Origin of the sequence: Melittangium boletus DSM 14713, from assembly GCF_002305855.1 — a bacterium.
Classification (GTDB): Bacteria; Myxococcota; Myxococcia; order Myxococcales; family Myxococcaceae; genus Cystobacter; species Cystobacter boletus.
Genome location: NZ_CP022163.1, coordinates 5,446,951 through 5,461,623, shown reverse-complemented (window position 1 = coordinate 5,461,623; position 14,673 = coordinate 5,446,951). Strand labels below are relative to the sequence as shown.

Genomic DNA, 14,673 nt, shown 5'->3' with positions numbered 1-14,673 from the left:
CGGAACGCCCTTCCATGAATCCAACCCCCTCCCTCTCCTCCCGTCTTTCCCGTTGGTTCACCACCGCCAGCCTGGGCCTGGGCGCCGTCGTCACCCTGGGCATGATGCTCGGCTGCTCCACCTCCGCCGAGGCCGAGCCGCCCTCCATCACCGCGCCCCTGGTGAAGGGCGACAGCGTGCAGCTCGCGCCGGATGGCCCGCAGTGGCAGTACATCGAGCTGGCCGTGGCCGCCGAGGCCCCGGCGCTCGTGCCGCTGCCGGCGCCGGGCCGCGTGGACCTGGACCTGCGTCGCACGGCGAGCGTGGGCACGCCGCTCACGGGCCGCGTGGACGAGCTGCGCGTGCGCATCGGGGATCGGGTGAAGGCGGGGGACAAGCTCTTCTCCGTGCGCTCGGCGGCCTTCGCGGACCTGGATCGCGAACTCAAGAGCGCCGAGACGGAGGTGGCGGACAAGCAGCGCGTGGCGGACCGCGTCCGCGCGCTCGTGCAGTTGCAGGCCGCGCCGGAGAAGGATCTCCAGGCGGCCGAGTCCGAGCTGCGGCAGGCGAGGCTCGGACTCCAGGCCGCCCAGGCCAAGCGCGCGAGCCTGTCCGTGGCGGTGGATGGCGACAACCTCTTCTGGGTGAAGGCGCCGCGCTCGGGCACGGTGGTGGACCTGGACGTGGTGGACAGCCAGGAAGTGACGCCGGAGCGGGATCGGCCGCTCGTGCGCATCTCCGACCTGGACGAGGTGCTGGTGCTCGCGGACGTGCAGGAGTCGGACGCCGCGGCGCTGAGCGAGGGCCAGGCGGTGAGCATCAGCACGCAGGGCGGCAAGGTGGTGCGCCAGGGGACGATCGAGCGCGTGTCGGAGGTGGTGGATCCACTGCGGCGCACGGTGTCGGTGCGGGCGCGGGTGATGAACACCGATCGGGCGCTGCGGCCCAACGCCTTCGTGGAGGTGGCGCCCGTGGCCAGCAGCGGCAACATCCGGGTGCGGGTGCCCGCGAGCGCCGTGGTGACCAATGGCGAGCACTCGGTGGTGTTCGTGGCCCGGGAAGCGGGCCGCCTGGAGCGCGTGCCGGTGACGGTGGGCCGGCGCCGGGATGGCGCGGTGGACCTCATCGCGGGGCTGGATGCCGGCAGCCGCTACGTCTCCCGCGGCGCGCTGCTGCTGGAGAACACCATCGAACTGGCTGACTAGCGGCCGCCCGGAGACGCACACATGTTCGACAAAATCGTGGATTTCTCCCTGAAGAACCGGGCCGCGGTCCTGTTCTTCACCGTGCTGGTGGCCATCTGGGGCTGGGTGAGCTTCAAGGGACTCACCATCGAGGCCTTTCCGGACCCCACGGACACCCAGGTGCAGGTCATCACCCTCTTTCCGGGCCAGCCCTCCGAGGAGGTGGAGCGTCAGATTGGCCTGCCCCTGGAGCGCGCGCTCAACGGCACGCCGGGGATGAACCGGCTGCGCAACCTGTCGCTCTTCGGCCTGTCCTTCGTCACGCTCACCTTCAATGACGGGGTGGACGGGCTGGCGGCGCGCGCGCAGGTGCTCGAGCGGCTGCGCGAGGCGGAGCTACCCGAGGGGATCAACCCCGAGCTGGGGCCCTTCGCCACGCCCATCGGCGAGGTGTACCGCTACACGCTCACGGGGGCCAAGGGCGACCCGATGAAGCTGCGCACGCTGCAGGAGTGGGTGGTGCGCGCGCAGTTGCTGCGCGTCAACGGCGTGGCGGACGTGGTGTCCATCGGTGGCTTGCAGCGCGAGGTCCACGTGCAGCCGGACCCGGCGCGCCTGGCGGCCTTCGACCTGCGGATCGAGGACCTGGAGAAGGCCGTGCGCGGCGGCAGCATGAACGCCTCGGGCGGCATCCTGGAGCGCGGCGCGGAGCAGCTCGTCATCCGCAGCAAGGGCCTGTTCACCAACCTGGACGACATCCGCTATGTGCGCGTCGCCACGCACGAGGGCACTCCCGTGTTCGTCAAGGACGTGGCCGAGGTGACGGACGGCTGGGCTCCGCGCCAGGGCGTGGTGAGCCGGGGCGGGGACTACGACACGGTGGAGGGCATCGTGTTGATGCGCCGGGGGGAGAATCCCTCGGACGTGCTCTCGCGGCTGCGCGACGCGGTGGGGGAGATCAACCACCGGCTGGCACCCGAGGGGGCGCGAATCAACCCCTTCTATGATCGCACGGACCTGGTGAACACCACGCTCAAGACGGTGGGCCACAACCTGCTGGAAGGCGGCATCGTGGTGACGCTCGTGCTCTTCATCTTCCTGTTGGATCTGCGCGCGGCGCTGGTGGTGGGCACGCTCATCCCCCTGTCGCTGCTCACGTCCTTCATCTACCTGAAGATGCGCGGCATGTCGGCCAACCTCCTGTCGCTGGGCGCGGTGGACTTCGGCGTCATCGTGGACGGAGGCGTGGTCATCATCGAGAGCATCCTGCTCAAGCTGGCGCTCGACCATGGGCACGGCTCGGGACAAGAAGAGCCCTCCGTGGACGCGCGCATCCGCCAGGCCACGAGCCAGGTGGTGCGCCCCACGGTCTTCTCCATGCTCATCATCATCGCGGCCTACCTGCCCATCTTCATGTTGGAGCGGGTGGAGGGGCGCATGTTCAGCCCCATGGCCAACACGGTGGTGGCGGCGCTCGTGGGAGCGCTCGTGTTCTCGGTGACGCTCGTGCCGGTGCTCGCGTCGTTCGCCTACCGCAAGGGCGCGAAGCACCGCGAGAGCCCCGTGCTCAAGCTCGCCGAGCGCGCCTATGGCCCGGTGCTCAAGTTCTCCCTCAAGCGCCCCGCGCTGGTGCTCGCACTGGCGACCGCGGGGCTCGTGGCCGCCGGCATCACCCTGCCCCGGCTGGGCAGCGAGTTCCTGCCCGCGCTCAACGAGGGCAGCATCTACATGACGTTCAGCCTGCCCTCGAACATCTCCCTCAACGAGGGCCGCAAGCTCGTGCCGCGCATCACGAAGATCCTCGAGCAGGCGCCGCAGGTGGAGCAGGTGCTCTCCGCGCTCGGACGGCCCGAGGACGGCACGGACGCGAAGCTCGCCAACAACCTGGAGTTCTTCGTCAAGCTCAGGCCCCCGCACGAGTGGCCCAAGGAGACGCCCACGCTCAATGACGTGATGGACCGGCTCCAGCGGCCCATCGACGGGATTCCCGGCCTGGAGGTGAACTTCAGCCAGCCCATTGGCGACAACGTCAACGAGAGCATCTCCGGCCAGCAGGGGCAGATCGCCGTGAAGCTCTTCGGCGACGACCTGGAGACGTTGCAGACCCTGGCGGAGAAGGTGAAGAGCACCATTTCCCGCGTGGACGGCGTGGCGGACCTGGGCCTCGTCAAGAGCGCGCCCGTGCTCCAGGTGCAGGTGACTCCGGACCGCATGGCGCTCGCGCGCCACGGCATGGACATGGAGGACTTCCAACACGTGTTGCAGACGGCGCTCAGCGGTCAGCCGGTGAGCGAGTTCTGGGAGGGCGAACGCAAGTTCGACGTGGTCATCCGTCTGCCCTCCTCCAGCCGCGACGACGTGGAGAAGATCCGCAAGATGCGCGTGCCGGTGGACGGCGGCGTCATGGTGCCGCTGGAGGCCCTGGCGCGGGTGGGCAACGGCGAGGGCCGGGCGTCCATCAACCGCGAGAATGGCCGGCGCTACATCGGCATCCGCATGAACGTGCGCGGGCGGGACATGGGCTCGTTCGTGGAGGAGGCTCGCGCCAAGGTGGCCAGCGAGGTGCCGCTGCCCGCGGGCGTGGGCATCGAATGGGGGGGAGAGTTCGAGAGCAAGGAGCGCGCGATGAACCGACTGCTCATGGTGGTGCCGGTGGCGCTCATCATCACCCTGCTGCTGCTGTTCAAGGCATTCAACTCATTCAGCCGCGCCGTCATCACGCTGCTCAACGTGCCCTTCGCGCTCATGGGCGGCGTGTTCGGACTGGCGCTCGCGGGCATGCCCTTGTCGGTGGCGGCGGCGGTGGGCTTCATCGCCCTCATCGGACAGGCGGCGCTCAACGGGGTGCTCGTGATGAGCGCCATCGCCGAGCGGCGCGAGGCCGGTGAGGCCATGGAGTCGGCCATCCTCAACGGCTCACGCGAGCGGCTGCGTCCGGTGCTGATGACCGCGTCGCTGGCGGCCCTGGGCCTGGTGCCCGCGTGCATGAGTCGGGGAATCGGCTCGGAGACGCAGAAGCCCCTGGCCGTGGTCATCGTCGCGGGCACCATCTCCGCCTGCGTGTTGACCCTGGTGCTGCTGCCGGTGATGTACCAGCTCTTCACCCGCTACACGGACAAGCTGCGCGGCAAGCTCCCTCCTCGCCTGCTGCGCCCACCGCCCGCGGACGAGGAGCTTCGCCGGGCGAGCTGATCAATGTCGCGAGGAGAGGTCCGCCATGAAGCCGATCGGGTGGGAAGCGCTCTCCTCGCGCACGTCGTCCTCCAGGGGCGCCGCCTCGTCCTGGGAGATGGGAGTGCCCATCCGCACCTCGGACAACGCATCGGGCGTGGGGAGGAGCCGGTCGGTGACATCCAGGACCTCGCTCAGGCTGGCGTGCGAGAGCTGTTCGCGATTCAGCGACAGATAGATGTCTCCCCGCTCGATGGTCTCCACGGCGCGGAAGGGCACCCGGTAGTCCCGGACGAAGAACAGGCCCCGCTCCACCACGAAGGCGTCATCCGCCAGACCGATGACCTTGCCCAGCTTGCGTCCGTCCCGGCTCTTCACGTCCATTCCGACCTGAACATCCATTCGCTGGCCCATTGGGTCCTCCTCGGCAGGCACCAGGCCCCCACCGTTGAAGATGAAACGGCGAAGGCCGGCTCGCAGGGATCCTCGCCTCCTCGCCAACCGGAGAGGAGGGAGAGCGAGGCCCCCGGTCACCCGCCCGGAGGGCCGCCGGTCCGTCTCTTCAAGATGAGGTGCCGCCCTCACCACTGGAGCTCCCGGCGCCACCCGGCCCACCGGGACCCATCGGGCGCGCGCCCGGGCCCGGAGGCTCGCGCACCGAATACGAGGGCTGCGCGACGGGCTGGGGCCCCCCCATGTAGATATTGATGACCAAGGACTGGGGCGAGGGCGCCATGACGCCTCCGTGCGGGGGAGGTGCCGACGAGACGCCGGACAACATGCCCAGGGGCACCTCGGTCAGCTCTCCCGCCTCCCCCAATCGCTCCAACTTCACGGCCGTGCCCGTGTCTGAATCCACCGTCAACAGGTATCGCGTCTGCCTCGGCATGTCCCCTCCCGTTGTGTGTCATTGGGCTCTCGCGAGCCGCCCTACCGTGAGTCCTTCCGGAAGCAGCGTCAGCGTCACCAGCAGCGCGCCCACACGGGCGATGAAGCCTCGCGAGAGCAAGCGCTCCAGTTCCTCCTCCAGTGACTCGGAGGGCACCTCGGCATCGACCGCCGCGCGCAAGGCCTGTTCGCGCGAGCACGGCGCGTCACACGCGAGCAGCAGCGCCAGGGTGGCGGGCGCGAGCCGTTCGTGGGAGGGCGCGAGGTTGAAGCGGCTGTCGACGAGCACCCAGCCGCCTCGCCAGTGAGGCTTCACCGCGAGTTCCCCCCGAGTCCCCCGCTCATGATGCTTCCGCCACCGGGAGACGAAGGACTGGAGCGTCGCGCCTCTCGCGAGCGCCTCGTCCATCCGCGGATGCTCGTAGTCGAAGTAGTACGCGAGCTCGTTCAGCGTCTCCTCGGGGAACGGGAAGACATGCCGGTAGGCGGGCATGGGCGCGATGCGGGAGAACCCCTGCTCGCGCCACGCGGTGTGGTTGGGACTGAAGCGATCCATCCGGATGGGTGAGCACAAGTCCGGCGGCCGCAGGTGCACCATGCGCTCCAGGAGCGAGTGCGTGCGCGCGTAGTCGTCCAGGTCCTCGCGGGGAAAGCCGTAGATGAGGTTCCAGAGCGAATCCACGCCCAGCTCCTGGCACCAGCGAAGCAGCGCCACGTTCTGCGCCGCCGACACCCCCTTGCGCATCACCTTGAGCGTGCCGTCCGCCAGCGTCTCCACGCCCGCCTGCACCCGCGTGACGCCCGCCCGCCGCAACAGCCGCACCTGACGGCGCTTCAGGTTGGATTTGACCTCGAAGAACTTCTCCGTGGGAAGGGGTGCCTCGGCCCAGTGCGGCAGCAGCTCCTTGAAGTAGTCCATCGCCAGGATGTTGTCGGTGTACTGCACCGGGGCGGCTCCGTAGCGCTCGCCCACCTCGCGCAACTCGTCCGCCACGCGCCGCCAGCTCTTGCGGCGAAAGGCCATCGCCTCGCCGTTGAGGCCGCAGAAGGTGCAGTGCGAGTGCTCGCCCCACCAGCAGCCGCGAGAGGCCTCCAGCGGCAGCCACATGCCCTCCGCCAGGTCGGGCGCGCTCGTGCGCACCAGACGGAAGAAGTCCGAGTAGTCGGGGGTGGGCAACAGATCGAGCGGCGTGCGGCCCGGGGCCTCGCGCCGGGGCACGGCGAGCACCGCCCCCTCCTCGCGGTGAAGAAAGCCCGGAGGCACCTCGCCGTGGCCGTCCCGCAGGGACTCGCACAGGAGGGGAAAGGACGCATCCGCCTCGCCCGTGGCGACGTAGTCGAGGAAGCCGAAACGCTCCATGTACCGCCGCCCCATTCCCGCCTCGAAGTTGGCGCCACCCGCGGCCAGCTTCACGTGGGGAAAGCGCTCGCGGATCATCCGCGCGAGGCACAGCGAGGGCATCGTCTGCTCGAAGGTGCTGGTGAAACCCACGAGTCCGTATTCGCCCCAGTCACAGGACTCGAAGGCGACGCGCAGGAAGAGGGGGGCCAGCGCTTCCAATTCCCAGACATGCGAACGATCGGACACCGCCATGCCCCAGACGGGGTGATCCAACACCTCGCGCACGTAGGCCTCGCGTGCGCCGTCGCGCGGACCCAGGAAGGCCTGCGCGAAGGCCCACTCTCCCGCCAGCGCCGTCATGGGTGCCTCCTCGCAGAAGAACTGGTAGGCGCGCGCGCCCAGCATCTTCCAGAGCGTGACGTTGAAATACTTCGTGTCGCAGGCGAACCCCCGCGCCTTGAGCCCCGCCTGGAGAAGTCCCGCGGCGAGGCTCGGACGGCGCACGGCTGCCAGAGGCATCACGACCAGGGCGACCTTCATGTCCCCCGAGCATACGGGAAGCGCGACGCCCACCTGCCCCCCCTCGACAGTCCAGTCCCGAAGAATTCCATCCACGGCGTTTCCCCTCTGTTTCGACGAGCGGGAGAACGTCTGGCGACGGCGTGTGGCAGAATCCCACCACCTTCCGGTGTCCGACCAGGCCCCGATGATTCCTCCCTCTGGAAGCGAGCCTCTGTTCGCGGGTCGCTACAAACTTCTGCGGTCCATGTCCCGGGAGGAACGGGAAGAGACGTTCGATGCGCTCGACGTGGAACACCAGCGGCGCGTGACGCTCAAGCTCCTACGCACGCACGGAATGGACGCGAAGGCCCGGGAAACCCTTGAACGCGCGATGCATCAGCTCCGCCATGTGGACTGCCTCCACGTCCAGCGCGTGCTCGACGCGGGGTCGCACGCGGAGCCGGAGGAGCGGTTCTTCCTCGCCCTGGAACCCCTCGAGGGCGAGAGCCTGGAGCGGCGGCTCGGGCAGAACGGCCCGATGACGCCGCAGGAGGCCCTGCCGCTCGCGCGTCAAGTGTGCGAGGGGCTGGCGGCGCTGCACGACGCGGGGCTCGTCCATGGAGACGTGCGGGGAGGCCGGGTGATGCTGATGCCCGCGCCCGAGGGAACGCGTGCCGTCCTGACGCTGCCTTCGTGGGGATGGGACTCGGGAGCCGCCCCCGCCTCGCGGCCCTACCTGGCACCCGAGCGGCGCGCGGACCCGGCTCCCAGCCTCCCGGCGGACCTGTATGCCCTGGGGCTCGTCTTGCTGGAACTCGTCGCGGGCGCATGGAACGCGCCGGACTCCGAGACCCCGGTCCTGCTCGAGAAGCTGCGAAGTGGCCCGGGGCTCGCGTCGGGACTGGGCCTGCCCCACCGCTGGGAAGTGGTCATCCGCCGATGCCTGGACGCACGTCCGAGCCGGCGCTTCGCGAGCGCGCGCGAAGCGATGCGCACGCTCGCCAGGCCGGGATGGTCCCAGCGGGATCTCGGCGAGCCGAGCGTCGTCATCCGCACCGTGCTGCTGCTGGATCTCATCGACAGCACCCGGCTCGTCGAAACGATCGGGGACACGCGCGCCGCGGAGCTCTTCGCCCGGCATGATCAGCTCGCACGCGAACTGCTGCGTCTGCATGGCGGTCAGGAGATCGACAAGACCGACGGCTTCCTGCTGCTCTTCGAGCGGCCGGTGGATGCCACGCGCTACGCGCTCGCCTATCAGGAACGACTCGCCGTGTTGGAGCGCGAGCAGGGCGTGCACCTGGAGGCTCGGGCGGGCATCCATCTGGGCGAGGTCATCCTCCGCGAGAACCCTCCGGACCTGGTGGCCGGGGGCGCCAAGCCCCTGGAGGTGGAAGGACTCACCAAGCTCATCGCCGCGCGAGTCATGTCGCTCGCGCGGGGCGGGCAGATCCTGCTCACGCGCGTCGCCTTCGACATGGCCCGCCGGGCCTTCGTGGGCGCGCATGGCGAGGGGTGGGCCCCCACCTGGCGCATTCACGGCTTCTACATGCTGGCCGGAGTGGAGGAGCCCGTGGAGGTGGGCGAGGTGGGCGTGGGGCACCAGTCCTTCGCGGCACCGGAGGACACGGCCAAGGCCCGGCGGGTCGGTCCCGCCACTCAGGCCCCCCCCGCGCCTCCGCCCCCCCGGGCGTCCAAGCGCTCACGCGGGGTCCTGCTCTTGCTGTGCGGACTCGCGCTCGCGCTGCTGGTGGGCGCCGCGCTCTGGCCCAAGGCGCCGCGCTCCGCTCCCATCGACGCCTCGCGACCCCAGCCCCGCCGCGCGGTGGCGGTGCTCGGATTCGACAACCTGTCCGGCAAACCGGACACGGCCTGGCTGGCCACGGCCATCACCGCGCTGCTCACCGCGGAACTCGCCCTGGGGGAGGAGCTGCGCCTCGTGGATGGGCAGACGGTCGTCCGGGTGAAGCGGGAATTGCTCCTGCCGGAGAGCGAGAGCCTGGCGCCGGACACCCTCACCCGCGTCTGCACGCTCCTGGACACGGACTACGTGGTGCTCGGCTCCTACCTGGCGATGCCCAAGGGCCAGGGAGGAGACGTGAGCCTCCAGGTGACGTTGCAGGATGCCCGGGGGAACAAGGTCATCCTGCAGCGCAAGGGCTCGCTGGAGGACATCCTCATCCTGGTCAAGGGCCTGGGCGAACAGCTCCGCGGCCGGCTCGTGACGCCCGGCGCGATGGAGGATGGGGGCACGCCCACGGCCTCGCGGCCCGCCAACGCCACCGCCCTGCGGCTGTACGCCGAGGGGCTGGCCCAGTTGCGCGATCATGATCCGCTCAGCGCCCGGGACTCCTTCACGAAGGCCAGCGAGGCCGACCCGCGCTTCGCCCTGGCCCACTCCGCCCTGGCCGAGGCCTGGGCCGCCATTGGCTACGACACGCGCGCCGTCCAAGAGGCCCGCGCGGCGCTCGCGCTCGACGAGGGCCTGTCGCGCGAGGAACGGCTGCTGGTCAAGGGCCGGGCGCACGAGATGGAGAAGAACTGGGAAGAGGCGGTGAGCAGCTACCGGGAGCTTACCCGGCTGTTTCCGGACAACCTCGACTACGGCCTGCGGCTCGCGAGCGCCCAGGCCGCGGGCGGCATGGGCAAGGACGCCCTCGCCACGCTCACCACGCTGCGCGCCATGCCCGCGCCCGCCTCGAATGACGAGCGCATCGACCTCGCCGAGGCGCAGGTACGCCACAGCCTCTCGGACTATGAGGAGGTGTTGCCCCTGGCCGCGCGCGCCGTGGACAAGGGGACCGCGCGCGGCTCGCGGCTGCTGGTGGGCCGGGCCCGCCTCGCCCAGTGCAACGCGCAGCTTCGCCTGGGACGCCACGCGGAAGCGGGCACCGCCTGCGAGCAGGCGCGTCAGATCTTCATCGCGGCGGGAGATCCGGGCTCGGAGGGACAGACCCTCAACCGGCTGGCCAACATCGCCTACGAGCAGGGCGACTATGAGGAGGCCAAGCGGCTCTTCCAGCAGGCGCTGGACCTGTGGCGGGTCATCAACCATCGCGGCGGCACGGCCCTGGCGCTGCAGAACATCGCCGACACGCTCATGATGCAGGGCCAGTTGGACCTGGCCGAGCCCCGCTTCCAGGAAGCGCTCGACATCGAGCGCGACATCAACGACCGGCGCAACGAGGGCCTCACGCGCATCAACCTCGCCCAGCTGCGGCTCCTGCGCGGCGAGCCGGCTTCGGCGCTCACGGACGGCGAGGAGGGCGTGCGCCTGAGCCAGGAGACGGGCTACCGCTATGCGCTCGGCATGGGCCTGTGGACGCTGGGCAACATCGCCTTCGCCAGGGGCCAGCTGGAGGAAGCGCACGAGCACTACGCTCGGGGACTGACGCTGTCGCGGCAGACCCAGGACCACCGCTATGCCGCCTACCACCACCAGGGCGAGGGAACGGTGGCCCTGATGGAGGGAGACCTGCCCCGCGCTCGGAGCGCCTACACGCAAGCGCTGAGCCTGCGCCAGAAGCTCCAGGCGAACAGCGAGGTGGCCGAGACCCAGGTCTTCCTGGGCCTGCTCGCCGCGGCGGAGGGCCAGCCGGAAACGGGGCGCGAGTTCTTGAAGGCGGCGGCACAGACCCTGCGCAAGCTGCGTCTTCCGGATGGCGAGGCACAGGCCTACACCGCCCTGGCCCGCGTGGAGCTCGCGGTGGGCCGTATCGACGCGGCCCGCGTGGCGAGCGCCCAGGCCCAGAAGCACGCCACCCACAGTCAGCAGGCCCAGACGCGGTTGGGCTCGGCGCTAGTGGCGGCGCGGGTGCTCCTCGCGCGGGACAGGCCCGGCGAGGCCCTCCCCTCTTTGAACGCCCTGATCGCCGAGACACACGGCAAGGGGCTCGTGCTCCTGGAGTACGAAGCGCGGATGATGCGCGTGGAGGCCGAGCTCGCCCTGGGCTGGATCTCCTCCGCGAGCAAGCAGCGGCGCATCCTGGAGCAGGAGGCCCGGGAGCGGGGGCTCCAGGGATTCACGCGGCAGGTGGCGGAGACGTTCAAACGGAAGGGGCCTCCCGGGGGAGATCCACGGTGAAGGTGGAGCCTTGTCCCGGATGGCTCTCCACGGACACGCGGCCCCCGTGGGACTCGACGATTTCCCGGCTGATGTAGAGCCCCAGGCCCAGGCCTCCGTAGTGGCGCACGCTGACGGCGCGCTCGAAGCGGTCGAAGATGCGGGGCAGGTCCTCGGCGGCGATGCCGATGCCCTCGTCGCGCACGCTGAGCCGGGCCATGCCGTCGTCCTCACGCACGGTGAGGGTGACGGGACGGCCCTGCCCATACTTGGCCGCGTTGGTGAGCAGATTGACGATGACCTGCTCCAGCCGCAGCGCGTCCCAATGGCCCACCACCGGCCCCGGGGCATTCAGGGTCACGGGGCAACCGGACTGCTCGAATACGTCGCGCAGCCGCTCCATGGCCTCGCGCACCATCCGGGTGAGGTCCACCGCCGAGCGCTCCAGCGACACCCGTCCGGTGACGATGCGGCCCACGTCGAGCAACAGGGTGATGAGCTGCGAGAGGCGCCGGGCCTGACGGTGGGCCACGTCCAACTTGGCCCCCAGCTGCTCGCGCGCGGACGAGGGCAGGTGCCGCTCCAGATAGGACAGCTGGAGCCGCAGCGAGGTGAGGGGCGTCTTGAGCTCGTGGCTGGCGATGGACAGGAACTCGTCCCGCAGCCGGATGGCCTCCTGGGCCTCGCGGTAGAGCCGCGCGTTGTCCACGCTGAAGGCCGCCCGGCGCGCCAGCTCCTCGGCCATCCGCAAGTCCTCGCGCGAGAAGTGACGGCCGCTTGCGTCATGGCCCAGCATGAGCGCGCCGAGCACCCGGCCACGCGCCACCAGCGGCACACACAGGTAGGAGGACACGTGGAGCGCGTCCATCAACCGGGCCGCTTCGGGGGAGTGGGACAGGGGAGCGAGCTGCGTCGGCGTGGTGGCCTCGAACAGCTCGGGCTCCCCCGTGCGCAGCACCCGGCCGAGCCCCTGGGGATCCGACAGATGCGCCGGTTGCAACCGCAAGAGCTCGTCCACCACCGCCGCGTACTTGGGATCCCGGTGGAGCCGGGCGATCAGCTCCACCTGACCCTCCTCGGACAGCATGTGCACCGAGCACCAGTCCGAGAGCCGGGGCACCATCAGCCGCGTCAACCGCTCGAGCGTGACGGTGTAGTCGAGTGAATCCCCCAGGAGGGTACTGGCCTCGGACAACAACCGCTGGCGCTTGGCCGCCAACTCCAGCTCCCGGCGCGCGCGCACCTGATCCGTCACGTCGTAGCCGAAGAAGGCCACCCCATCCACGTGGCCCTCGGCATCGCGCAGGGGTTGGTAATAGAAGTGGTGGAAGTGCTCCTCCGTCGCGGCCCCCGTGTTCAGGTCCATGCGGATGGGAAACTCCCGCTCCATGAAGGCCTCTCCCTGGGTGTAGACGCGGTCGAGCACGTCCAACAGGCCCAACGACGCGAGGCCGGGAAGCGCCTGGTGGACGGGAAGGCCGACCAGCTCCCGGCCCCCGTGCAAGGCCTGGTGCGGCGGGTTGTCCAGCTCGATGATGTGCTCGGGGCCGCTCATCACGCTCACCGCCATGGGCGTCTGCATCACCAGCGCATGCAGGCGGGCACGCTGCCGCTCGGCCTCGGCGCGAGCCACCTGCTCCCGGTCGAAGAGCCGGGCCCGTTCGAGCGCGAGCCCCGCCTGATGGGCGATCGACAACAGGAAGGAGCGATCCGGCTCCTCGACGGTGCGCGGGGGCAAGAAGGCGATGGACAGCACCGCGAGCGAGTGACCCTTGGTGCGGATGGGCAGACACGCGAGGGAGCCCTGCCACTCCGGCAGGCCGGAGCGGAAGACGCGCGCGAGCGCCGCGTCGGCGTCGAAGCGCACACGCTCGAGCCGGTAGCCTGGACCCCCGGCCAGGTTGTCGCGGTTCAACACCCGGAGCGTGCGCCCATCCGGCTCGGGCAACCCGACGGACAAGCTCCGGGCCTCCAGGGCGGCCAGGGCGCTCCGGGCGATGACATCCACCACCTCGGCCTCGGAGGCCGCCGCGCACAACTTCGCCGTCACCTCCTGGAGCAGGGCCAGCCGGATGGCGCTCTTCTCACGGGCCATCTCCGCCCAGTGACGCGCCGTCACATCCCGGAAGAGCACCACCAGCCCCTGGCCCCGGGGCACCGCGCGCGCCTCATACCAACAGGCATTGTGCGCGGTGAGCGACTCCACGGTGAGTGGAACGCCCTCGGCCCGGGCACGCAGGTAGGCGGTGCCGAAGGGCGTATCCAGGAGCAGGGGAAACTCCGTCCACAACACCCGTCCCAGCAACTCCTCGCGTTGGCGTCCGAACAGCCGCGCCGCCACGGCGTTGAGGAACGTGAAGCGCCAGTCCTCGTCGACGACGAACAACCCGTCGGGGAGCAGATCCAACAGCACATCGGACGGCGACTCCTCTGTCTCCAGCGGCTCCTGCCCACCGCCGAACACGGAGCCATCCTCGGATTGGGACGAGGACCGCGCTTCACTCATGACAGAAGTTTATGCACCCTCCCCGTCACCGCCGGACGCCTGCCCTGGAGACCAACCCGCGATGAAACCCTGGAGATCCTCGGGCAGGGGGGCCTCGAAGGTGACGAGCCGACCCGAGCCCGGGTGCGGAAAGGAGATGCGCGCGGCGTGCAGGGCATGACGCGGCAGGCGCAACCGCTTCCAGGCTTCCGGCTCCAGGCAGCGCTTGCTGAAGCGGTCGAAGTAGCCGGGGTCCGGGCCGTACATCTTGTCGCCAACAATGGGGAAGCCCGCCGCGTGCAGGTGAATGCGGATTTGATGCTGGCGGCCCGTCTCGGGAAAGCAGCGCAGCAGGGAGAAAGGCTCTCCCTCGCGGTGGAAGCGCTCGAGCACCTCGAAGCGGGTGTGGCTGGGTTTTCCCTGGAGGGGATCGATGCGCACCGCGATGCGGATGAGCTCGGTGCCCTCCGCGATCGGCGCGTCCACGCGGAAGCTGTCCCGGGGAGGGTGGCCTTCGCACACCGCGAGATACTCCTTGTGCACCTCGCGGGACATGAAGAGGCGGCCCAGCACCCGGCACGCCTCGGTGGTGCGCCCGCAGACGACCAGACCACTCGTCTCGCGATCCAACCGGTGGGCGGGCTCCGCCGAGGCCTGACCCAGGCGCTCGCGCAACAGGGAGACGAGGGTGCCCTTGTTGTAGCGCGCGGTGGGATGGAGCGGCAGGCCGGCGGGCTTGTCGAGCACCAACAGCCAATCATCCTCGAAGAGGACGCTCAGGTGCGTGGGGGTGTCGGGCTCGACGCGCGCGGGCCGGCGCAGGCGGAAGGCGAGCCCTGGGTAGACGGGCGTGGAGGGCTTGAGCCGGCGCCCCTCGCACAGCACGCCCCGCTGGATGATGCCGTGCAGGCGCTCGCGCGACAGACGCCGCAGTTTCTCCGCGAGATAGCGGTCGAGCCGCCACCCCGCGTAGTTCGGCTCGACGACGAAGGCGACGTCGGCGAAGCCCTCGGGAGCGTCGGTGGAAGCTCGGAAGCTGTCGTCGGAGGAGTGCATGAGG

General features: G+C 70.0%; 8 protein-coding genes. 3 read left to right on the top strand and 5 right to left on the bottom strand.

The genetic code is table 11. The annotated features are described in order from the left end of the window. Positions 1-14: 14 nt before the first annotated feature. On the top strand, positions 15-1,184 hold the full coding sequence (locus MEBOL_RS22990; protein ID WP_245918756.1) for an efflux RND transporter periplasmic adaptor subunit: 1,170 nt from the start codon (positions 15-17) through the stop codon (positions 1,182-1,184). Positions 1,185-1,205: 21 nt separating this feature from the next. Then, positions 1,206-4,355: an efflux RND transporter permease subunit gene (locus MEBOL_RS22985; protein WP_095979464.1), complete on the top strand. Its 3,150-nt coding sequence runs from the start codon at positions 1,206-1,208 to the stop codon at positions 4,353-4,355. Here MEBOL_RS22985 and MEBOL_RS22980 read toward each other — a convergent pair whose 3' ends face one another. The 3 genes from MEBOL_RS22980 to MEBOL_RS22970 form a co-directional block, all read right to left on the bottom strand. After that, complete coding sequence (locus tag MEBOL_RS22980; protein WP_095979463.1) at positions 4,356-4,748, bottom strand: hypothetical protein; 393 nt, start codon at positions 4,746-4,748, stop codon at positions 4,356-4,358. A gap of 148 nt (positions 4,749-4,896) precedes the next feature. Beyond that, the gene (locus tag MEBOL_RS22975; protein ID WP_095979462.1) at positions 4,897-5,223 is read right to left on the bottom strand and encodes a hypothetical protein; all 327 of its coding nucleotides are present in this window, start codon (positions 5,221-5,223) and stop codon (positions 4,897-4,899) included. Positions 5,224-5,241: 18 nt separating this feature from the next. Beyond that, positions 5,242-7,104 (bottom strand): RiPP maturation radical SAM C-methyltransferase, encoded by a 1,863-nt coding sequence (locus MEBOL_RS22970; RefSeq protein WP_281256683.1) that lies wholly within the window; start codon positions 7,102-7,104, stop codon positions 5,242-5,244. A gap of 226 nt (positions 7,105-7,330) precedes the next feature. Here MEBOL_RS22970 and MEBOL_RS22965 point away from each other — a divergent pair, with 226 nt between their 5' ends. Then, on the top strand, positions 7,331-11,149 hold the full coding sequence (locus tag MEBOL_RS22965) for a tetratricopeptide repeat protein (RefSeq protein WP_170115571.1): 3,819 nt from the start codon (positions 7,331-7,333) through the stop codon (positions 11,147-11,149). On the opposite strand, the gene MEBOL_RS22960 is transcribed toward MEBOL_RS22965, so the two are convergent. Both MEBOL_RS22960 and MEBOL_RS22955 read right to left on the bottom strand, forming a co-directional pair. Beyond that, positions 11,112-13,634 carry an ATP-binding protein gene (locus MEBOL_RS22960; RefSeq protein WP_095979459.1) on the bottom strand — a complete coding sequence of 841 codons (2,523 nt, stop codon included), beginning with the start codon at positions 13,632-13,634 and terminating at the stop codon, positions 11,112-11,114. The two genes, MEBOL_RS22965 and MEBOL_RS22960, sit on opposite strands and share 38 nt — an antisense overlap. 9 nt (positions 13,635-13,643) lie before the next feature. Beyond that, positions 13,644-14,669: an RluA family pseudouridine synthase gene (locus tag MEBOL_RS22955; protein WP_095979458.1), complete on the bottom strand. Its 1,026-nt coding sequence runs from the start codon at positions 14,667-14,669 to the stop codon at positions 13,644-13,646. Between the last annotated feature and the right edge of the window lie 4 nt (positions 14,670-14,673).